Raw genomic sequence first — 17,555 nt, 5'->3', positions numbered from 1 at the left:
GTGGCAGAGTGGGAGAGGCGAAAAGAAATAAAAATGTTCTTAGGTGAACAAAAGCATAGCAACTCCGAAAGAGCCAGCTATTTGCATCGATAAGCTGGATCTAGATCCCCGATTTCTTGAAGAAGTCGGGGATCTGGGCAGCAAATTTTGCTTAACTTAGTGCCATTCGGTTCTCAACCCCCCCAGTACGGGGATCGCCCAGCCCACGGCGATCCCCGCAACTTCAGTTAGAGATTTAGATTAGTGGTAAGTCAATGATTAGCATCACTACAAAGAAACTTTAGGGTCACATTGATTTGAGCGTCATATCACCAAACTAGAAGAATAGCGTCAAGCTTTATGAATGCTTTCGATCGCACGACGCTTTCCAGAAATGGAAGATATTGAATCATATAAAGTTCCCACCCGTAAAAAAATGTACCCTAAAGCCCACTGGCAGCCCGTTTCCATCGAAGCCCTTACTGGTCAGATCATGGTTTCTGGCAAGATGACTGTCCACGATCGGTATCAGATCAGATCTGCCTTATTAACTGATTCACTCAGCGAAGGAGAGCAAATCTTGATTAACCGGCTACTTTATGGCATCAGACATGGATTGCTGACCGTTCTCGATTAAATCCGATCGTGCAAAGCACCGCCCTTGCAGCGTCTTAAAAAGGCTCATGGGAAAAGCGATTCGTTTGACCGCTACGCCACAACTAGATTGGCCAAACGTATAACTCACCTTGTGACCAAAATCACTTTGATGCTAAAGTGACGTCACATCTGCTCTAGCTCTAGAATCACTGCCCCAAAAGCTTACAGTCACTATAAGATAAACCCTCCTGTCACTTAATAGTTTTCAGGAATAATTCATAGTGAGAATATGAAGTTCTAGGGGTCAAGATGTCAAATAAATCGCTTCTCCCACAAATTACTGTTAACTCAACGCAGGTTTTGACCCAATTGAGTAGCGGACAGTTGCTGACGATCGATCCTCGTCGCCGGGGTGGGTTGATTGTCTGCAAACGCCACCACGCAGAATTTGCGGGGCCAGGGTCAGCAGTCGGCGGTGTGTGCGACATAGACTCTAGTAAGGTCATTCCCGTTGGCGATTTGGGTTTAACTCATCCAGAGTCTTATCAAGAGAGGCAGAAAGCTTATGCCATGAGGCAAAAATGGTTTCGCTTCACTCAAAAGGCGATGGAGAGTTCAGTCCCCCTACAGCGGGCACAGGCAATTTTATTTCTGCTAGATAAATATTTCGGCTTTGAAACAGTCAACCATCTGCCGGATGAGGTATTAGGCCAGCTGGTAGGAGTTTTGCCGAAAACTATGAAGATGGGACGCCAGTGTATGGCGAATTTGCCCCAAAGCAAACAACAGGATGCCAAACTTGTGCGGGTGTAACCAATATTATTCTTGATATAGCAACCGCTCTCGTCGGTTAGGACAACTCCAACTCTTACCTCTGGTGCTTCCATCCCTTACTCCGTAACCATTTTCCCTCTTCCCTCAACGCTAGCCCCTAGCCCCTAGTCCCTAGTCCCTAGCTATAACGCTAGGCTAGAGCCAGCCAGCCCCACACAAACACCGCAGTTGCCAAAAAGCTTAAAGACATCATTATACCGGCGGGCATGAATTTACGGGTACGAATCAGACGGGTAATAAAAACTACTACCAAAACCGCTCCTATCACAATTGCTATTGCCAAACCCGTTTCCGGTTTTGTCGTGCTAAAAAACCATGCAGCTAGAAGAGCTGCACCGCTAACCAGACCAGTAATTAGCGACATTTTGCTTTTTGCTTTGATGTAGCCAAATACACCACCCAAAGCAACGGCTAAAGCATAAACTAGAATAGACCAGACTGCGATTCTATCCATGATGGTTGTTTTAAATTAACCTTAATTAGGAGGTTAGGTGTTATGACTTTACACGATTTGGGAATGCTGTTGCTACTACTAAGCCCCGGTCTTTTACTTTCGCTTCTAATCATGGTTTCTTTCGCGGCTGGGGGCTGATGGGTAACTGGACTCAAAACCTGAAAGGATTGCTAAATTTGTTTTTGCAATCCAATTGTCCTTTATGTCAGCGCCCGACGCCTCAAGAATTTTGTCAAGATTGTCAGCGACAGCTCGAACGCTGTCAAATGCCCAAACCTGACATATTATGGCGTCCAGAACGGCCTGTTTTTGCTTGGGGTGTGTATGGCGGGGCGCTCAAACGGGCGCTGAAAGTTCTGAAATACGAAAATCAACCCTGGGTGGCTCAGCCTTTGGGGTATTGGCTTGCTGAAGCTTGGTTAAAGTCTTCCCTTGCTGCTGGTACAAAGCTAACGGTGGTGCCAATTCCACTTCATGCTCAAAAGCTGCGGGAAAGAGGTTACAATCAGGCAGAGTTGCTGGCAGAGGGTTTTTGCAAGCTAACTGGGTTGCCTTTACAACGGCATGGCTTAGAACGGGTGCGCGATACGAAAGCGCAGTTTGGCTTGTCTGCGGTAGAGCGAAAACAAAATCTGGCTGGGGCGTTTGAATTGGGAAAAGATTTCGATCGCACTCGTCCTGCTGCACCCATTCTGTTGTTAGATGACATTTATACGAGTGGGGAGACTGTACAGTCTGCTGCTGATACGTTGCGCCAACATGGAATTCGAGTGTATGGCACAGCTGCGATCGCCTCCCCACAGCAAGCTATTTCTCTTGAGCGCACTAAACCTGTAAACTAAGCCAACGACTAGCTACAGTCATCTGTATAATTGACAAATTCGCTTTTTTTGCCAAAATATACCGCTCCATCATGATTCAAGCTTTTGTTGCTCGTTTTAGCCAAGTCCTGCTTGTTCCTGCAACTCTGCTAGCAGTTGGTATGAGTGCCATAACAGTTCGGGCTCAAAGCCAGTTGTATAACCCGATCGTCTTACCTGCTAATAATGAAATTACGGACAACCTGTCGGACAAAGATATTCCTACGGGGCAGGGCGGGTTTGCCCGCGACTATGCTGTGACTTTGACCGCTGGTGATAATGTGGCGATCGATATCACATCTGATGGCTTTGACACAATTGTCACGTTGCTGGCTAAAAACGGCACGACGGTGGCAGAAAATGATGATGGGCCAGACGGCAGCACTAACTCGCTTCTGTTCACGCGCATTAAAGATGCCGGTACTTACATTATTAGGGTGCGGGCTTTTGGTGAAACTGCTGGTGGTGAATTTAAGCTCAAGGTAACGCGCCTGCGACCGATTTAGTCAAAAGTCAAAAGTCAAAAGTCAAAAGTCAAAAGTCAAAAGAAAAAAAGGGCTAGGGAAGAGAGTAAATTTGAGATTTGAGATTTGAGATTTCAAATTAAATTGAAATCTCAAATCTCAAATATGAAATGACAGGGGGCTTCATTCTTCTAAAGTCCAGTGAGGAGACAGAGTAATAACGCTTCAGTCCACTCCACGACAGCTCCATAAGTATCGCCGGTATGACCGCCTAATTTGTGATTAAACCAGGCACCTGTGAGAACGGCGATCGCACTTCCGCCAAAAGCCATACTAGCTGCTATCAACCAGCTGCGATCGTCCAAAATGAGTAAAAACCCGCTCAATCCTAGCAGGGCAAGGAATCCCGGCACCAAATCGTAGGCTGAATGGTTTGATTCCTTGTGAATTGCGCCTTTACCTGTGGGCTTGAGGTAGGGATAGCAAATGATTGCCACCAATTGCCCCCAGCGTCCCCAGCCAGCCGCTGCCATCAAAGCTAACCAGCGGTGGGATTCTATGTCTGCCAGGGCAGATGTTTTGAGTAGCAGGAGTGCGATCGCGGCCATCGCGCCAAAAGCACCCGTAACGCTGTCAGACATTACCTCCAGGCGACGTTGCGGATCTGGCACCGCCAGTCCATCAGCAGTATCCATTGCACCATCAAGATGCAGTCCGCCCGTCAGGGCAATTCCAGCCACTACCACCAAAGCAGACTTAGTGAGTGCGGGCATACCTAGCAAATGCAGTCCAGCATCTAGCAGCCCCAAAATTCCCCCAATCATCAGTCCGACCAGTGGTGCGAGGCGGGCTATGCCCCGAAAAGCCAGCGTCCAGGAGGTTGGGACGGGCAGACAAGTATAAAAAGCGATCGCAGCTGCAAGTGTACTTGTCTGCTGATGCCAAAACCGAAGAACCCGTTCCACCCAGCGTCTATTAATCATTCGTGACATCTTCCCCCGCTAAATCAAAGATTATAGCGGGGGCTTCCTGCTTCACAATAGGACATTCCTAGTTTTTTTACGGGGAGTCGGCTCTTACTTGTCCACAGGCGTAAATTCGGGTGTAGCCCACCCTATTTGGAGAGTATAATTATTGGTTCTGAAGCTTTTAGCCATTGTTCAACCATTATTTTCAACCTATTTAACGAATCGTGGTCTCCCGTTCGACCTTTTTACAGGCTGGCTAGTTTTGAAGCGGCTGTGGTTTACAAACCAGACAATTTTAAGCCTTGGTTTTCGGCATCGCTCAAAAACATAGCATAAATTACCACTCCCGTCAACACTCTCGCCCTAAATAACTATGACAGGACTTACGCAGGGACGCTAAATATGGTGGATGGTGCGTTACGCTATCGCTAACACACCCTACAGATAGAGGCTTTGCGTAAGTCCTGTATGAGTAACTTTAGCCAAGTATTTTGCTATTTAGTCAACCTCCCACCGCCGCTACTTTTACCTGTTGAGTCCGCGCATTCAGTATTTCCCGCAGTAAATTACGTAAATTTAATGATGGGTTGCTTAAAAAATCTAGGATAAGATAGTTTCGTCCATACTGCTTGTCTAGCAGGCATTCGCAAAATCTTTGTTGAGATTGCCAGCCAATTTCATTTTTTCTCACGATTTTCACACTTGAGCTGCCCCTAACCTTATATACCCGCTGGCAAGTATTTATTTAATTTATAGGTCGCACGCTTTCTCTCTCAAAGATTAACTTGGTCTGTAGGGCTTGACCCTGCTGTTGCATTTAACCATTTCCTGTCAATATAAAGGCTCATCGAGACCAGAGGCATTTTACTTATGAGTCAAGATCAATTTCCTAGCCAGCTGCCTGCCCCCTGTATTATAGATACCGGGATAATCATTCACAAGTTAGATATGCGGAGACTTTTAACGGATTTGCACCATGTCCGTTATCTCCACATCCAGGACGATCGTTTACATAGTGAGGGAGAAGGGTATGTGCTGGACGTTTTTGCCGATCCCCGTCGGGCAAGTATAGTTGCCAATCATGCGCTTTATCTAAACGTCTATAGTTTTGATTACCTAGAGCTGCAACAGTCGCTAGAGTGCGAATGTTATTTCGATCTGGTGCAAGAGAATCGCCGATTGCGACTTATTCCGCTCTCGAATCGGCTGCAAGAAAGAGGAACTGCGAATTTAAACGATGCTGACCTGGAAGCAGTCGTGGATCAAGTTCTTTCAGCTAAGTGGGATCTTAATATTGACGATGATAGCGATTACTCGTTTTAAGTGTTTGGATTGAATTAATTTTGAGTTCCAGTTTTAAATTTCAATGTCAGGCTTGCTGCTCCCATACCCAGGCGCGAGCTGGAGTTTTTTTGACGCCTCACGGGCTGGTAGAAACGCCTCGTTTTATGCCGGTGGGAACGTTGGCTAATGTCAAAACTGTGACAGCGGCTCAATTGCAGGCTACAGGGGCGCAGATGGTGTTAGCGAATACTTATCATCTGCATCTCCAACCGGGAGAAGGTATTGTGGCAGGTGCTGGTGGTCTGCATCGGTTTATGGGATGGAATGGGCCGATGCTGACTGATTCCGGTGGCTTCCAGGTATTCAGTTTAAGTAAAATGCGTAAAATCACGGAAGAGGGGGTAACTTTCCGTTCTCCTCGTGATGGAAGACTGATTGAATTGACGCCGGAGCGATCGATCCAAATTCAAAATACGCTGGGTGCTGATGTAATTATGGCGTTCGATGAGTGTCCGCCTTATCCCTGCGAACGGGAAGTTATGGAGGCGTCTGTAGCCCGCACCTACCGCTGGTTGGAACGGTGTATAGGGGCTCATCAGCGTGCCGATCAGGCTCTGTTTGGGATTGTTCAGGGAGGTGTTTATCTGGATTTGCGACAGTCAGCTGCTGCATCTCTGGCCCAGTTGGATTTGCCCGGTTATGCGATCGGCGGTGTAAGTGTGGGGGAACCTCCTGAATTGATTGAAAAGATTGTCAAAGCTACGACACCACTGCTACCGCCAGAAAAGCCTCGTTATTTGATGGGGATTGGTACTTATCGAGAAATGGCACAAGCTATAGCTGCTGGTGTGGATCTGTTTGACTGCGTGATTCCGACGCGGTTTGGGCGTCACGGTGCTGCTTTGGTACAGGGGGAACGCTGGAACCTGAGAAATGCTCAGTTTCGGGAAGATTTTACGCCTTTGGATGCTAGTTGTGCTTGTTATACCTGTCAGAACTTCAGCCGCGCTTATTTGTGTCATTTGGTGCGAGCGAAGGAGATTTTAGGTTACACTCTGCTGTCGATTCACAATCTCACGGAACTGGTGAGCTTTACCCAGCGGATACGAGAGGCGATTTTGTGCGATCGCTTTACGACGGAATTTGCCCACTGGCTTGCTCCCGCACCGGCATCAGCGTGAGCTGCTCATGTTAAGATCTATGGCGATTATGAAATTTGTGTTGGAGAGGAAGGTTAATACATGGAAGCAGCGCTCTTGTTAGCAAAATTGCCCGAAGCTTTTTCAGTCTTCGATCCTTTGGTAGATGTTCTACCTGTGATTCCCGTGTTTTTCCTGCTGTTGGCTTTCGTTTGGCAAGCGGCTGTTGGTTTCAGATAAGCCGATATTATAGTATCATCGAAAAACAAAAGGGTGGCTATTCCAGAAATGGGGTAGCCGCTTTTTTTGGTGCGATCGCCACCCAGAAACCCGGTTTCTTCAAGAAACCGGGTTTCTTTTTGGATTTTGGATAAACATCTACATCTCGCTGACGTAATCCAGTTTTAATTTGTCGAGCTAGGAAATAACTCCAAGTCGGCGGTTGTCCAACGTACTTTGTCTGCTATTGTGGGGGAAATAGGTGAAGTCCAGGTTGCTTGTGATTATACATTTTTAGCTCAGATGTTTGGCGATCGGAGCAGGCTTTCTTTATTTTATGATAGCAGCGATCGACAAGTTGCTCTCAACGGTTTTCATCAAGGCGTAGTTGTTCAGATTGAAACTGAATTAGGAAGAATTGAAACAGTTTTTGATCACCTATATCCTGACGGAATTCCTAAACAGGAGTGGCTCAATAGTTTTGGCGGGCCTTTGGTAGAAGATTTTAATGGCAAATTTACGGTGACGGAAACACAGCTTTAATTTGGCTATAATTTATATAGTTGATAAATTGAATAGGGAGAGGTTCGCGATGGATTATCTAGGTGATGTGCTAGAAAAAATCAAAAACAAACCTGCCGCCTATTTGGGTAGACCCTCAATCGTTTGTCTTCAGGCTTTTTTATCGGGATATAATGTAGCGCAGTACCAACTTGGTGTACCTTTAACAGCAGAAAACCCGCTGGATGGATTTCAAGAATGGATTCAGCAAAAATTTGGGATAGAATCTTCTCAATGTTGGGCTAACATAATTTTGTTCTTTTCTCAGGATGAGAGGGATGCACTAGATAGATTTTTTGAATTATTTGAAGAATTTCAACAATAGGAAAAAAGTTCGGCAAGTACTGTTTTTGATAGGGAGATACTGTTATGATAGAATTGAGTGTTGCTGATTTTGAGGCAAGTCTGAATCAAATTCTCAGTCAGGTGGAACGGGGAGAAGAAGTGATTATTACTCGTCAAGGAAAGGCGATCGCTAAATTATCTACTATTGGGCAAGAATTAATCGATCGCTCAAACGTTCCTGGAAAGATTAAGGGAAAGCTGAAATCCCGATCTCAGCTGAGGAGAACCCAACCAATAGCTGCAACCAGTAGCCTAGAAACTTTGCAAACTCTACGCAGTGAGGCTAGGTATTGATTTATTTAGATACCAGTTTTCTAGCTCCCTTTTATATCCACGAAGCTACTAGCGATCGCGTTGAGGATGTGTTGCTAGGTGTTCCTGCTGGTGAGTTAGCAATTAGTGATTGGACGCGGGTGGAGTTTGCTAGCCTATTAACCCGTCGAATTCGCATGGGAGAATTAACCCAGGAAATAGTAGAAGAAACCATGAGAGCGTTTCAGGCTGATGTTGCGGAATTTTATGCCATATTTGAAGTTAACACAGAGGATTTCGAGCGAGCAACTCAGTTTTTGTTGCAAGGCAATACGGGGTTACGCGCTGGCGATGCACTGCATTTAGCTATTGGCTACAATCGTAAGGTAGAAAACATTTTATCGCTAGATCGGAATCTAATTGCTGCTGCACAAACTTTGGGAATATCTGCTAGTTCTGGTGGAGTGTATGAGATATAAAAAAATTAATAATTCCCTAATAATCTGGGGGTGAAGGGATGGGTGCGATCGCACTTAAATTAAAGAATAGGAAAGGAAGTGCGATCTTTTCAGCCAACTCACTTTCAATACACAGTTAATGCGATCGCTTCTTTACATCAGGCTGTAGGGTGCGTCAGCAGCCCAAAATTAGTGATGCTCTCCAAAATTTGGCGACCTGACGCACCCTACTTAATATAATTAGCAACTTGAGTTAGTATAATTAATAAAGAGATTAGTGAGTTAGGAGCAATTTATGAATGTATCGTTAAGAGGAGAGCTAGAACAGTTTATCGACGAGCGGGTAAAAAGCGGTAGATATTCATCTGCTGATGAGGTGGTAGAAGAAGCGTTGTGGCTATTGAGGGAACGCGATCGCACTCAGTCAGAGCGTTTGGCCGAATTGAAGGCAAAAATCAGAGAAGGTATTGAAGAACTCGATCGCGGTGAAGGAATTGATGGGGAAGAGGTATTTGCCGAACTTGAGGAAGATAGTCGGCGAATTGAAGCGGAAATGGCACAACTAGAGCAAGCTAAATAATGAGCCGATATATCTTAGCTCCTTCAGCTAGATTAAACTTGAGGGAAATTAACACATATCTCACGAGGAGAAATCCTCAAGCTGCTAGAAGTCTGAGGGAGAAATTTAAACAACAGTTCAAGCTGTTGGCTGATTTTCCAGTAATGGGTCAAAATCGTGATGATTTGCAGTCAGGACTGCGAAGTTTTCCTGTGGATAATTACTTGATATTTTATCGCCAGGTTGCTGGCGGTGTTGAAATTGTGCGGGTTGTCAGCGGCTACCGCGATTTAGAAATCCTTTTTCCAAATCAAGATGCTGGTGAAGAAGAATAAAGTTTCCCGAAAAGCGATCGCACTTTGGAGGATGAGAGAAAATGGCTTTTGTCAGCTACGCGATCGCACTTGGATTAAAGAATAGGAAAGGGCGTGCGATCGAACTTTTCAGCCAACTCACCTTTACACATTTCAATTATAGCAAAAACCTAGTTATTATTATTGTCTTCGATATCTAATTCTTGGATTGATAGTTCTGAAGGTAGCGGTACAGTTATTTGTAGAAACACTTTGATGTTATATTTCTCATAAAATATATTAGTTATATTAACTGTACTATTTTCGGGTAAACAATTACTAACTGGCATCTTAGAAGAAGACTGACTTTTATATCCTGCATCATCAAGCCATTCAGTAATATTTCGCCAGTTTTCTATCTTTTCGTTACATTTATCCACCAAACTTTTAACGTACCTATAAATACTGGCACAGAGATCAGTTTCAACTCCCTTAGTATTTTTACCTAGTTTTTCCGCTATTTCAGTGGGACTATGACCACAAAGCAACCCCCGCAGGTGTAGCTTTTCAACGGGGGTGAGGCGCTTTCCCTTGACAGAGGCTAAATCTGTGTAGAGGGTTTCCAAGTCCCAGTGGGTTGCCGCTTGGGTAAACTGCTCGTCAGTAGATGCCATAGATGGGTGGGGAGAAAATTACTGATGAGATTCTAACATAAATCCTGATGTTAGTCAGGGTATGACTATGTATAGCTAGTTTATTATAAGTAAAAATAAGAACTAAAGTAGTGGTATTTACGGGTCAAGACAGGGAGAGGGCTAACCTCAAGCGGGTAATGACTGGTATTGCCAATGACAAGACTAACTATTCATTCTAGTTAATACCGTACAGCAAACATGGACTTCTTGGAAATTACTGCCGAGCCAGAAAGCCGCTATGAGAGACACTATCTGATTGACTGGTGGGATCAGGAAAAACTCAAAGCTGCCAAAGTGCTAGTTGCCGGGGCTGGGGCTTTGGGCAACGAAGTGCTGAAAAATCTAGCGCTGGTGGGTATCGGCAATATCACCGTTATTGACTTCGATACTGTCTCAATCACCAACTTAACTCGATCGGTTTTATTTCGAGAGTCAGATGTTGGTTTACCAAAAGTAGAAGTTGCCCGTCAACGCATCCTGGAAATTAATCCAGAAATATCAATTCAGGCAATTTATGGCGACTTGGAATTTGACCTGGGGATTGGCGATGTTCGGGAACACGACATTATTATTGGTTGTTTAGATAGCATTAATGCGCGGTGGGCAATTAATCAGCTTGCCTATCGTGCAGGTATTCCCTGGATAAACGGTGGTATCGGTATAGCTGAAGGGGAAATTAGTTTTTTTGACCCGAAGACAGAAGCAGCTTGTTATGAATGTACAATCTCCGATCAAATGTGGGAAAGACGTAACAAGCGATATTCCTGTCAGGGATTAAAACGGAATATCCCAGAAGCAGCGATGCCTACAACAGCGCCAATAGCTTCTATTACCAGTGCAATGCAGGTTCACCAAGCACTTTTATATTTGCACGGTAAAACGGGATTTATAAATCCGGGAGAAAAAGTTTTTCTAGGGTTAAATCCTTGGACAACCTTCAAAGTGCAAATTCGTAAATCAGAGGATTGTCTTGCTCACGACTTATCAATTGAACCGATAATGCGTGTCAATTACGAGCCAAATTGGAAGCTGGAAGAAGTTCTAAAACTGTTGGCTAATTCTGAATTTTCCGAACCAGTTTTGTGGCTTCGTAATGAAGTTATAGGGAAGATGAAATGTCTGACTTGTGACGATGAAGAACAGGTGAATACACACCTACACAAATACCCAGAATCTCAGCTATCCTGCCCCAAATGTGGTCACGAACAAAGGGATTTTGAGGTAATCAAAAATTTAACCCTAGATGATTCTAGTGCAAACCTCACATTAGGAGAGTTGTGTCTAACCAAGAACGAGATACTACACTGCGAGACATCGAAAGGTCAAATAGCAATTCAATTTTGCCAAATATAGGATTAAGCATGGCTAATTCACTTTCTGTAATTGTTCGTATGGCTGATGGCACTCGGAAGGCAGCTATTAACATACCTCCTACTCTCACTGTTGGACAGATTTTACAAACTACTCAGGAAAAGTGGAATCTGCCTTCTAATTTCAACTATGGTGTCCGTTTGGAACGTACTGGGCAACAATTAAACCCTTCTGCAACTCTTGGCTCACAGGAAGTTGAAGAAAATGATGTACTAGAAGTTTATCCAAATTTGGAGGCTGGTTAGAAATGAGTGTACGAGAAAAACGGCTTCAAAATGACTTTCAGGCGTTATCCAAAATGGTTTCTGATTCGGGAAGTACGCTAGCAATTATTTCAAAAAGCGGTAATCCACCCTATCAATATGTAATCGAATATCGATGCAGAGGCATAGAGCGATTACAGGGAAACGAGCCGGTTTTTCGAGATAATCACCGGGTAGAAATCACTCTGGGCAGCAATTATCCAAAAGGAAAACCTGACGCTAAATTTTTGACTCCAATTTTTCACCCAAATGTTTATCAGAATCTAAATATATGTCTCGGTTCTGAGTGGACAATGGCAGAGACACTTACCGAACTGGTTCTCAGAATTGGCAAAATCATTCAGTATGCAAGCGATATAACCAATTTGAATAGTCCAGCTAACAGCACAGCAAAAACTTGGGCTAGCAATAATATGCGGCGTTTTCCAATTGATACTCAGACATTCAAATCTCGGATTGTTTGGGAAGAATTACCAGTCAATATTTCATTCCAAGATTTTTAGAGGAATAGTCATGGCACCTGATTTACCAAACTTTTCCAAAGGCAACAATCCAGGAAAAAAAGGAAACTCTGATTCCGAACCACAAAACAAAATTGTCTGGGTAGAAAGTGAGGATGTTTATAAGCCAATACTCAAGTCAATTAGTGAATTTACAGAGGAACGAGGCATCAGCGATTCACACAAAAAAGAAGTATATATCAGAACAGATGCCCTTGAGGATTTGAAAGCGCATCTTAGATCTAATCTTAGGGTCGAACAAGGTGGCATTCTTTTTGGTAACGCTTACTCCGATCCGCATTATGGAATATATGTGGAGATTACGGCAGCAGTCGCAGCGCCAGCAACAATTGGAACAGGCGCACATCTAGAGTTTACCTCAGATTCCTGGTTGAGCATTATGAATTATGCCAGGTCTGAGCATCCCCAAGAAAACATTGTTGGTTGGTATCATTCTCACCCTAATCTTAGTGTGTTCATGTCGCCAACAGATAGGAACACACAGCAGGCATTTTTCCATCATCCTTGGTGTTTGTCAATTGTATATGACCCTGTAAGACTAGAGATTGGCTATTTTTTGGGTGAAAAAGCAGTACCAGTTTATCCAGGTATATTTGGCCAAACTCGACAGCAAATTCAGGAACCAAGAGTACGGCACCAGGATATTCAATGGAGAGAAGAGAGAGAAGATAATAACGATAGACAACCTCAAGACAATACTGACCTGATAAATAGAGCGCCTGAAGTAACAGCCACAAAGCAAGCTAGACGTTTTCCTGTAACAGCTTGGATGATTTTTGTTTTAGTAATAATTGCAGCCTTATGTGGTTCACTTTTGCTTAACAATCTGTTTAATAATAGCATAAGCAATAAACCTGTTTCTCCATTAAAAGCGGACATAAAAACTATGCCAGCGCCAGTATTTAGTTACCTAGAAAAGGAGAAAAATTTACTTCGGTATCCAATTGTTAAGGTAGGAGACAGTATTGGTAAAGGAACTGAAATAACTTTGCTAGTCATTTCCAAAGAAGTAACAGAAAATGCTGAAAGATTTCAGTTGTTTGTAGATGAATTTATCCCCAATGAAAATGTCAAGGATGTGGAGGTTATTCAAGTAACAGATTTAATCGAAAATTCAGATAAATCTCTCTCAGATTACAATTACCGCTCTCCCATAAAGAGCGAAAAAACTATCGAACTTCAAAATGCACAAGGGGGCGTAATTGTTCCTATGTTTAGTTCTCTCATTCCTACCCCTGTAAGGACTGAAACTCAGGGAGCCAGAGGCAGAGGAAATAGTAGGAGAGTCTCTCCTTCCCCAACTTCTAATAATACAGAACCAGCTAAAAAAGTAGTTCGTGATGTAGTTTATATTCCCCGTTCTATTGAATATAAGGATAGCAATGAGAAAATTCAAAAAATCGAAATAAAGGAAATACTTAAAGATGGCTAACAATACAGATAATGGACAAGGCTGTTTAGGTTGCCTAGCTATAGTATTTCTTATTTTAGGTTTTACCCATCCAGGATGGTGGGTAGCCCTTTTTATTTTAATAGTTAGCGCTCCTAATTCTCAGTCATCTTCTTCAAACACAAGCTCATCTTCCAGTAGTAATACTTCCTCATCAACTTCTACAATACTTCCAGATTTACCTGACGATCTAAACAACATACTAATAGATATAAGCAGCGGCGAAATAAAAGATCCTGTAACTCAAGAAATATTTCGACCTGGAGAACAGGTTTACTTGTGCTATACGCACAAACTTGCCTATCATGAAGATAGCTGGAGAGAAATGGGATGTAAATGTATGGTATGTGGAAATAATGCACATACCAAATTACATACATTACCTGTTCCAGTGCAGATAAAAAAACGGAATACCAACGACTTACAAATTGAGTTTAGGCAACTTGAATAGCAAGTAAAATAATGGAATGGTTATTGGTAATAGGAGTAGGAATACTCGTAGTTAGTATTGGCACAGTTATTTATGCCAAGTCCAAAAAGTCCCGACGAATACAACCGGGTACAGGCGAAATTAGATGGCGAGATATCGGTATTTCTCCACCAAGACAGCCAAATAGGAGAAATATTAATGTTTCTCCTGTAACAGAAGAAATCGAATGGATCGAGCTTGAGGTAGATCTTCCTCCCACTGGTGGTGACGGCGAAACTATTATAGACGAAAATTTTTTAAACCCAGACGTACCTGATGATTTAGACAATATATTAAGAAATGTAATAGGAACAAAAGATCTTTACAGTCAAGAAATATTTCGTCCGGGGGAAAGGGTTTACTTGTGTCGCCGTCACAAACTTGCCTATCACGAAGATAGCTGGAGAGAGTTGGGATGTCAATGTCCGGTGTGTGGAAATGCAGGACACACGGGAGAATACACTTTACCAGTTTCGATCCAGTTTCCACAGACGAGAATAAATCGCGATCGCGTAAACTAAAAAAAGATAGGGAGAGCGGATAAAATGAATATACTCTATGGACTAGAACCAGATTTATGTATTTGTAATCCTGAGCTATTAGTATGGACTTCTAAAGATGTTGTCCTGCCTAAATATTTTTATAGTCAGCTTGTTTATCTTAAAGATGGGAATTTTCATGCAGCTACCGAAGCAGCAACAAAAATTATAGAGTCGTTAGACAGACAAGAGATTCTTGAATTCTTGATATTTAAGACAGTTAGTGGAGGTACGATATATTTTATTGACGAAGCAATGAAGTTAGAAAATGTTCTATCTAGCTATGAAGATATTGATGCTCGAAATCCGCTTGATCGTTATTTGCTAACCTTATTAAAATTAGCTGAAACTTTTGAGTATAAAATATCATTTTTAGCGTTAACTTCTGAAATCATTAGGAAAATTAGTAGATTGGGTTTTGCTGTGGCAAGTATGCAAGAATTCTCTACTCCTAGTGAATCGTGGTTAAAGCCAGAAATGATAGCAGATATACAATTAATACTCGATCCACTAAGCCAGTTAAAGTGGCAAGATTTTTCAGAAGAAATAGAAGAAAATAAAGATGATATTCAGTGGCTAGATATAAGTAGCTAAAGTCATCCACCCTACCCAATGCCACTAACTTTCTCTCTTCTACCTTCCCTAATTTACCGCATTCGGTTTTGATATTTTAACGCGATCGCCCCCAACTCCCCTAACAAAATAAAAGTGCGATCGTTCTTTTTTCCACTACTTAACCTCACTCACTTCCCGCTTTGCCGATCGCCTTGCTTCCAAACGACGTTGCCACTTATAAGCTATTTCTGTAGACAACTCACTCATTTGTCTAGCTTCCCTTTCAAAGTCTTTGGCAAGTTCAAGCAATTCAAGTAGTTTCTTTTTATCCGGTAATTGTTTCATTCTTACCCAATTCTGCTAGCTTCTTTTGTCCTAAGTTCTCTAATTTCCCGCATCCGATTTTGATATTTTAATGCGATCGCAGTTGCTAACTCACTTGTTTCTCTAGCTTTCTGTTCGGCTTCTTTCGCCAGTTCAAGAATTTCAAGCATCGTTTTTTCATCTAGTGGTTCTCTCATTTTCATCCCTCCAAACGACTTATAATCCTTCTAACAGCCATTTTACTTTCGATCGCTCGACCCAGCAAATTCCCCAAATCTTCTCCCGCCTCCTGTATTACTTCGGCTGGCACATCTGTTGGCGAGATTATTTCCACCATAGCCTGCACTTGTCTTTTGTAAGTTTCTACAGAAAACAATATAGTGTTTAGATAAGCAAAATATTGCGTCATTATAACATTGTTTGGAAAAAAAGACAAATTGCGTCTGACTATGTTCAGAGCATCTGTAGCTTCTTGTTCAGTCTGATTAAATTCCTGGTTTAATCGCTCAATGAGAGCTATAATTTCTGAAGGTATAGGCATTGGAATTCTGTTGCTAATTGTTAGTATATTAGTATATCGCGATCGCACTTCATCCATCCTACCCAATGCCACTAACTTTCTCTCTTCTAGCTTCTCTAATTTCCCGCATCCGATTTTGATATTTTAATGCGATCGCATATCACTTCTGTAACAAAATATAAGTGCGATCGCCCATACACACCACTGTTATTTTGCGATCGCCTCTCCACATCCCACCCCTACCTTCTAAGTTGTCACCGAAGCTGACCTTCTTACTTTAGCCATAATTTCAGCCTCCTTAATCGCTTCCGAATCATACTGACGGTAAGGATCGAATTTCATCAAATCGCTTAGCGTCACAAAAGTTCGCTCTTTAGCAATATCATCCATTATCAGATTGTCTATCTTTTTTCTCACGACAGTCATAATCAAATCCCCATTATAACTGCCTACTGCCCAGATACTCGACTCTTTACTTCCAGTGCTGACTTTGATAAAATCATCAAAGAAAAAATCAACATTTTCTCTACGTACTGGCATACTCGACTCCTTACTTAACATTCATTCAGGTTAACTACAGCGATCGGGATACCTCTCTCAAGAGCCAACTGAGCGATCGAATCACTTGGACTATCTTCAATATAGATAATCTCAGCAATATCCTCAATTATAACTCCAGCGTGAATTTGAGCCTCAAAATAAAAGTGTTGCTCCTTAGCCTCCATTAAATCTGCTAAACTCGTAGAAGATGCGATGGTTTCTAACCGCCACCGAAGATTCTCAGCATTACCTGCAATATCTTCCCAAGAAACGAAAGAGGCATCTCTCTAAATTTTCACCATCAAGTCTAATAAAAATCTCTGCTTCCTTCAGCAAAGACTGCAAACGACCTTCGGCTTTTAAAACTAATCCTTCTCCACATTTTTCTATTGCTTGCTCTCGGCGTAATTCTAATTCGCTTACCCTGATGTAAGATTGTCCCCTGTCCACTACCTATTTTCCTAATTTACAGCACACCACAACTTGCCATGAACTTTTGGCAAGATGAGGCAGATTTTAGCACTTGTTTTTCTCCTCCGCATCAATTTTACGGTAATATTCCTCCATTTCCGCATCAACTTCCCGCCGATCAGCTTCCATCTCAGAAACCATATCATTAAAAAGAGGATTATCCTTATACATACCCGCAAACTTTATCCAAGGATTTTCTGATTTAGGTAAAGCCATTTCTTGTACAACAACTTCAGCATTTTCTAACCGCGCTGTTAAAAGCTGGTTAATACTCTTTAACGCAGTTTCCTTCGTATCTCCAGTCGCTTCACAATCTGCTAAACCCCACACCGTAGCTTTATAACTTCCTTCTTTTTCTCGTTCAACTATTACTGAGTAAGTTAATTGAGCTAAGTTTTCCTCTGATTCATTTAATAAAGTAGTTTTCATTACCTGAAACCTCCACTCTGATTTTAGTAATTATAACCTATATTTCTGTCAGCTTATTTGGTGAAAGCGATCGCACTTCATCCATACTACCCAATCCCGCTAACTTTCTCTCTTCTACCTTCCCTAATTTCCCGCATAGGTT

At 42.6% G+C, this 17,555-nt stretch carries 30 protein-coding genes; 20 read left to right on the top strand and 10 right to left on the bottom strand.

Features of this window, described 5'->3' with window-relative positions; translation table 11 throughout:
- Window positions 1–343: 343 nt before the first annotated feature.
- Together LAY57_RS09950 and LAY57_RS09945 are read left to right on the top strand one after the other, a co-directional pair.
- Window positions 344–616, top strand: a complete 273-nt coding sequence (locus LAY57_RS09950; protein WP_249066260.1) for a hypothetical protein — start codon at window positions 344–346, stop codon at window positions 614–616.
- 269 nt (window positions 617–885) lie between these two features.
- Complete coding sequence (locus LAY57_RS09945) at window positions 886–1,389, top strand: hypothetical protein (protein WP_249066259.1); 504 nt, start codon at window positions 886–888, stop codon at window positions 1,387–1,389.
- Between the two features lie 151 nt (window positions 1,390–1,540).
- On the opposite strand, the gene LAY57_RS09940 is transcribed toward LAY57_RS09945, so the two are convergent.
- The gene (locus LAY57_RS09940; RefSeq protein WP_249066258.1) at window positions 1,541–1,864 is read right to left on the bottom strand and encodes a TMEM14 family protein; all 324 of its coding nucleotides are present in this window, start codon (window positions 1,862–1,864) and stop codon (window positions 1,541–1,543) included.
- Between the two features lie 137 nt (window positions 1,865–2,001).
- Here LAY57_RS09940 and LAY57_RS09935 point away from each other — a divergent pair, with 137 nt between their 5' ends.
- Both LAY57_RS09935 and LAY57_RS09930 read left to right on the top strand, forming a co-directional pair.
- On the top strand, window positions 2,002–2,706 hold the full coding sequence (locus LAY57_RS09935) for a ComF family protein (RefSeq protein ID WP_249066257.1): 705 nt from the start codon (window positions 2,002–2,004) through the stop codon (window positions 2,704–2,706).
- A 71-nt stretch (window positions 2,707–2,777) separates the two neighbouring features.
- Entirely contained in the window at window positions 2,778–3,230 is a 453-nt protein-coding gene (locus LAY57_RS09930; protein WP_249066256.1) for a PPC domain-containing protein, read from the top strand.
- Between the two features lie 149 nt (window positions 3,231–3,379).
- On the opposite strand, the gene cobS is transcribed toward LAY57_RS09930, so the two are convergent.
- Together cobS and LAY57_RS09920 are read right to left on the bottom strand one after the other, a co-directional pair.
- A complete protein-coding gene (cobS, locus tag LAY57_RS09925) occupies window positions 3,380–4,171 on the bottom strand; it encodes an adenosylcobinamide-GDP ribazoletransferase (RefSeq protein WP_249066255.1) in 792 nt (263 codons plus the stop codon).
- Window positions 4,172–4,658: 487 nt separating this feature from the next.
- Complete coding sequence (locus LAY57_RS09920) at window positions 4,659–4,856, bottom strand: hypothetical protein (protein WP_249066254.1); 198 nt, start codon at window positions 4,854–4,856, stop codon at window positions 4,659–4,661.
- Window positions 4,857–5,026: 170 nt separating this feature from the next.
- On the opposite strand from LAY57_RS09920, the gene LAY57_RS09915 reads away from it, so the two are divergent.
- From LAY57_RS09915 to LAY57_RS09875, 9 genes are all read left to right on the top strand, one after another.
- Window positions 5,027–5,479 (top strand): hypothetical protein, encoded by a 453-nt coding sequence (locus LAY57_RS09915; protein ID WP_249066253.1) that lies wholly within the window; start codon window positions 5,027–5,029, stop codon window positions 5,477–5,479.
- Between the two features lie 20 nt (window positions 5,480–5,499).
- Window positions 5,500–6,621 carry a tRNA guanosine(34) transglycosylase Tgt gene (gene tgt / locus LAY57_RS09910; protein WP_249066252.1) on the top strand — a complete coding sequence of 374 codons (1,122 nt, stop codon included), beginning with the start codon at window positions 5,500–5,502 and terminating at the stop codon, window positions 6,619–6,621.
- 60 nt (window positions 6,622–6,681) lie between these two features.
- Window positions 6,682–6,819 (top strand): photosystem II reaction center protein K, encoded by a 138-nt coding sequence (locus tag LAY57_RS09905; protein WP_249066251.1) that lies wholly within the window; start codon window positions 6,682–6,684, stop codon window positions 6,817–6,819.
- 216 nt (window positions 6,820–7,035) lie between these two features.
- The gene (locus LAY57_RS09900) at window positions 7,036–7,341 is read left to right on the top strand and encodes a papain fold toxin domain-containing protein (protein ID WP_249066250.1); all 306 of its coding nucleotides are present in this window, start codon (window positions 7,036–7,038) and stop codon (window positions 7,339–7,341) included.
- A gap of 49 nt (window positions 7,342–7,390) precedes the next feature.
- Window positions 7,391–7,684, top strand: a complete 294-nt coding sequence (locus LAY57_RS09895) for a hypothetical protein (protein WP_249066249.1) — start codon at window positions 7,391–7,393, stop codon at window positions 7,682–7,684.
- Between the two features lie 44 nt (window positions 7,685–7,728).
- Window positions 7,729–7,998 (top strand): type II toxin-antitoxin system Phd/YefM family antitoxin, encoded by a 270-nt coding sequence (locus LAY57_RS09890; RefSeq protein WP_249066248.1) that lies wholly within the window; start codon window positions 7,729–7,731, stop codon window positions 7,996–7,998.
- Window positions 7,995–8,435, top strand: a complete 441-nt coding sequence (locus tag LAY57_RS09885; RefSeq protein ID WP_249066247.1) for a type II toxin-antitoxin system VapC family toxin — start codon at window positions 7,995–7,997, stop codon at window positions 8,433–8,435. Before LAY57_RS09890 ends, LAY57_RS09885 begins: the two co-directional genes overlap by 4 nt.
- Before the next feature lie 274 nt (window positions 8,436–8,709).
- Window positions 8,710–8,994 (top strand): type II toxin-antitoxin system ParD family antitoxin, encoded by a 285-nt coding sequence (locus tag LAY57_RS09880; RefSeq protein WP_249066246.1) that lies wholly within the window; start codon window positions 8,710–8,712, stop codon window positions 8,992–8,994.
- Window positions 8,994–9,308 (top strand): type II toxin-antitoxin system RelE/ParE family toxin, encoded by a 315-nt coding sequence (locus LAY57_RS09875; protein WP_249066245.1) that lies wholly within the window; start codon window positions 8,994–8,996, stop codon window positions 9,306–9,308. The genes LAY57_RS09880 and LAY57_RS09875 overlap by 1 nt, the downstream gene beginning before the upstream one ends.
- A gap of 149 nt (window positions 9,309–9,457) precedes the next feature.
- On the opposite strand, the gene LAY57_RS09870 is transcribed toward LAY57_RS09875, so the two are convergent.
- The gene (locus LAY57_RS09870) at window positions 9,458–9,940 is read right to left on the bottom strand and encodes a helix-turn-helix transcriptional regulator (RefSeq protein WP_249066244.1); all 483 of its coding nucleotides are present in this window, start codon (window positions 9,938–9,940) and stop codon (window positions 9,458–9,460) included.
- Window positions 9,941–10,159: 219 nt separating this feature from the next.
- On the opposite strand from LAY57_RS09870, the gene LAY57_RS09865 reads away from it, so the two are divergent.
- The 7 genes from LAY57_RS09865 to LAY57_RS09835 are packed head-to-tail and all read left to right on the top strand — an operon-like array spanning window position 10,160 to window position 15,168.
- The gene (locus tag LAY57_RS09865; RefSeq protein ID WP_249066243.1) at window positions 10,160–11,314 is read left to right on the top strand and encodes a HesA/MoeB/ThiF family protein; all 1,155 of its coding nucleotides are present in this window, start codon (window positions 10,160–10,162) and stop codon (window positions 11,312–11,314) included.
- Window positions 11,315–11,322: 8 nt separating this feature from the next.
- On the top strand, window positions 11,323–11,577 hold the full coding sequence (locus LAY57_RS09860; RefSeq protein WP_249066242.1) for a ubiquitin family protein: 255 nt from the start codon (window positions 11,323–11,325) through the stop codon (window positions 11,575–11,577).
- A gap of 2 nt (window positions 11,578–11,579) precedes the next feature.
- A complete protein-coding gene (locus LAY57_RS09855) occupies window positions 11,580–12,098 on the top strand; it encodes a ubiquitin-conjugating enzyme E2 (RefSeq protein ID WP_249066241.1) in 519 nt (172 codons plus the stop codon).
- 10 nt (window positions 12,099–12,108) lie between these two features.
- Entirely contained in the window at window positions 12,109–13,548 is a 1,440-nt protein-coding gene (locus tag LAY57_RS09850; protein WP_249066240.1) for a M67 family metallopeptidase, read from the top strand.
- Window positions 13,541–14,017, top strand: a complete 477-nt coding sequence (locus LAY57_RS09845; RefSeq protein WP_249066239.1) for a hypothetical protein — start codon at window positions 13,541–13,543, stop codon at window positions 14,015–14,017. Before LAY57_RS09850 ends, LAY57_RS09845 begins: the two co-directional genes overlap by 8 nt.
- An 11-nt stretch (window positions 14,018–14,028) precedes the next feature.
- The gene (locus LAY57_RS09840) at window positions 14,029–14,556 is read left to right on the top strand and encodes a hypothetical protein (RefSeq protein ID WP_249066238.1); all 528 of its coding nucleotides are present in this window, start codon (window positions 14,029–14,031) and stop codon (window positions 14,554–14,556) included.
- 24 nt (window positions 14,557–14,580) lie between these two features.
- Complete coding sequence (locus tag LAY57_RS09835) at window positions 14,581–15,168, top strand: hypothetical protein (RefSeq protein ID WP_249066237.1); 588 nt, start codon at window positions 14,581–14,583, stop codon at window positions 15,166–15,168.
- Window positions 15,169–15,303: 135 nt separating this feature from the next.
- Here LAY57_RS09835 and LAY57_RS09830 read toward each other — a convergent pair whose 3' ends face one another.
- The 6 genes from LAY57_RS09830 to LAY57_RS09805 all read right to left on the bottom strand — a co-directional run bounded on the left by LAY57_RS09830 (window position 15,304) and on the right by LAY57_RS09805 (window position 17,413).
- Window positions 15,304–15,474 carry a hypothetical protein gene (locus LAY57_RS09830; protein ID WP_249066236.1) on the bottom strand — a complete coding sequence of 57 codons (171 nt, stop codon included), beginning with the start codon at window positions 15,472–15,474 and terminating at the stop codon, window positions 15,304–15,306.
- Between the two features lie 2 nt (window positions 15,475–15,476).
- On the bottom strand, window positions 15,477–15,650 hold the full coding sequence (locus LAY57_RS09825; RefSeq protein ID WP_249066235.1) for a hypothetical protein: 174 nt from the start codon (window positions 15,648–15,650) through the stop codon (window positions 15,477–15,479).
- Between the two features lie 2 nt (window positions 15,651–15,652).
- A complete protein-coding gene (locus LAY57_RS09820; RefSeq protein ID WP_249066234.1) occupies window positions 15,653–15,994 on the bottom strand; it encodes a hypothetical protein in 342 nt (113 codons plus the stop codon).
- Window positions 15,995–16,219: 225 nt separating this feature from the next.
- Complete coding sequence (locus LAY57_RS09815; RefSeq protein ID WP_249066233.1) at window positions 16,220–16,513, bottom strand: hypothetical protein; 294 nt, start codon at window positions 16,511–16,513, stop codon at window positions 16,220–16,222.
- 14 nt (window positions 16,514–16,527) lie between these two features.
- The gene (locus LAY57_RS09810) at window positions 16,528–16,698 is read right to left on the bottom strand and encodes a hypothetical protein (protein WP_249066232.1); all 171 of its coding nucleotides are present in this window, start codon (window positions 16,696–16,698) and stop codon (window positions 16,528–16,530) included.
- A 331-nt stretch (window positions 16,699–17,029) separates the two neighbouring features.
- Entirely contained in the window at window positions 17,030–17,413 is a 384-nt protein-coding gene (locus LAY57_RS09805; protein WP_249066231.1) for a type II toxin-antitoxin system HicB family antitoxin, read from the bottom strand.
- Window positions 17,414–17,555 lie beyond the last annotated feature (142 nt).

This window comes from Argonema antarcticum A004/B2 (assembly GCF_023333585.1).
In the GTDB taxonomy this organism is placed as follows: Bacteria; Cyanobacteriota; Cyanobacteriia; order Cyanobacteriales; family Aerosakkonemataceae; genus Argonema; species Argonema antarcticum.
This window is presented reverse-complemented; position numbering and strand designations above follow the sequence as displayed.

What these genes read in the sequence shown, in the direction of transcription:
- LAY57_RS09820 (WP_249066234.1), bottom strand. Translation starts at nt 15,994, where the DNA reads ATGCCTATACCTTCAGAAATTATAGCTCTCATTGAGCGATTAAACCAG.
- LAY57_RS09855 (WP_249066241.1), top strand. Translation starts at nt 11,580, where the DNA reads ATGAGTGTACGAGAAAAACGGCTTCAAAATGACTTTCAGGCGTTATCC.
- LAY57_RS09905 (WP_249066251.1), top strand. Translation starts at nt 6,682, where the DNA reads ATGGAAGCAGCGCTCTTGTTAGCAAAATTGCCCGAAGCTTTTTCAGTC.
- LAY57_RS09870 (WP_249066244.1), bottom strand. Translation starts at nt 9,940, where the DNA reads ATGGCATCTACTGACGAGCAGTTTACCCAAGCGGCAACCCACTGGGAC.
- LAY57_RS09835 (WP_249066237.1), top strand. Translation starts at nt 14,581, where the DNA reads ATGAATATACTCTATGGACTAGAACCAGATTTATGTATTTGTAATCCT.
- LAY57_RS09935 (WP_249066257.1), top strand. Translation starts at nt 2,002, where the DNA reads ATGGGTAACTGGACTCAAAACCTGAAAGGATTGCTAAATTTGTTTTTG.
- cobS (WP_249066255.1), bottom strand. Translation starts at nt 4,171, where the DNA reads ATGATTAATAGACGCTGGGTGGAACGGGTTCTTCGGTTTTGGCATCAG.
- LAY57_RS09950 (WP_249066260.1), top strand. Translation starts at nt 344, where the DNA reads ATGCTTTCGATCGCACGACGCTTTCCAGAAATGGAAGATATTGAATCA.
- LAY57_RS09940 (WP_249066258.1), bottom strand. Translation starts at nt 1,864, where the DNA reads ATGGATAGAATCGCAGTCTGGTCTATTCTAGTTTATGCTTTAGCCGTT.
- LAY57_RS09945 (WP_249066259.1), top strand. Translation starts at nt 886, where the DNA reads ATGTCAAATAAATCGCTTCTCCCACAAATTACTGTTAACTCAACGCAG.
- LAY57_RS09840 (WP_249066238.1), top strand. Translation starts at nt 14,029, where the DNA reads ATGGAATGGTTATTGGTAATAGGAGTAGGAATACTCGTAGTTAGTATT.
- LAY57_RS09930 (WP_249066256.1), top strand. Translation starts at nt 2,778, where the DNA reads ATGATTCAAGCTTTTGTTGCTCGTTTTAGCCAAGTCCTGCTTGTTCCT.
- LAY57_RS09875 (WP_249066245.1), top strand. Translation starts at nt 8,994, where the DNA reads ATGAGCCGATATATCTTAGCTCCTTCAGCTAGATTAAACTTGAGGGAA.
- LAY57_RS09825 (WP_249066235.1), bottom strand. Translation starts at nt 15,650, where the DNA reads ATGAGAGAACCACTAGATGAAAAAACGATGCTTGAAATTCTTGAACTG.
- LAY57_RS09895 (WP_249066249.1), top strand. Translation starts at nt 7,391, where the DNA reads ATGGATTATCTAGGTGATGTGCTAGAAAAAATCAAAAACAAACCTGCC.
- LAY57_RS09915 (WP_249066253.1), top strand. Translation starts at nt 5,027, where the DNA reads ATGAGTCAAGATCAATTTCCTAGCCAGCTGCCTGCCCCCTGTATTATA.
- LAY57_RS09860 (WP_249066242.1), top strand. Translation starts at nt 11,323, where the DNA reads ATGGCTAATTCACTTTCTGTAATTGTTCGTATGGCTGATGGCACTCGG.
- LAY57_RS09815 (WP_249066233.1), bottom strand. Translation starts at nt 16,513, where the DNA reads ATGCCAGTACGTAGAGAAAATGTTGATTTTTTCTTTGATGATTTTATC.
- LAY57_RS09850 (WP_249066240.1), top strand. Translation starts at nt 12,109, where the DNA reads ATGGCACCTGATTTACCAAACTTTTCCAAAGGCAACAATCCAGGAAAA.
- LAY57_RS09845 (WP_249066239.1), top strand. Translation starts at nt 13,541, where the DNA reads ATGGCTAACAATACAGATAATGGACAAGGCTGTTTAGGTTGCCTAGCT.
- LAY57_RS09865 (WP_249066243.1), top strand. Translation starts at nt 10,160, where the DNA reads ATGGACTTCTTGGAAATTACTGCCGAGCCAGAAAGCCGCTATGAGAGA.
- LAY57_RS09810 (WP_249066232.1), bottom strand. Translation starts at nt 16,698, where the DNA reads ATGGAGGCTAAGGAGCAACACTTTTATTTTGAGGCTCAAATTCACGCT.
- LAY57_RS09805 (WP_249066231.1), bottom strand. Translation starts at nt 17,413, where the DNA reads ATGAAAACTACTTTATTAAATGAATCAGAGGAAAACTTAGCTCAATTA.
- LAY57_RS09890 (WP_249066248.1), top strand. Translation starts at nt 7,729, where the DNA reads ATGATAGAATTGAGTGTTGCTGATTTTGAGGCAAGTCTGAATCAAATT.
- LAY57_RS09880 (WP_249066246.1), top strand. Translation starts at nt 8,710, where the DNA reads ATGAATGTATCGTTAAGAGGAGAGCTAGAACAGTTTATCGACGAGCGG.
- LAY57_RS09830 (WP_249066236.1), bottom strand. Translation starts at nt 15,474, where the DNA reads ATGAAACAATTACCGGATAAAAAGAAACTACTTGAATTGCTTGAACTT.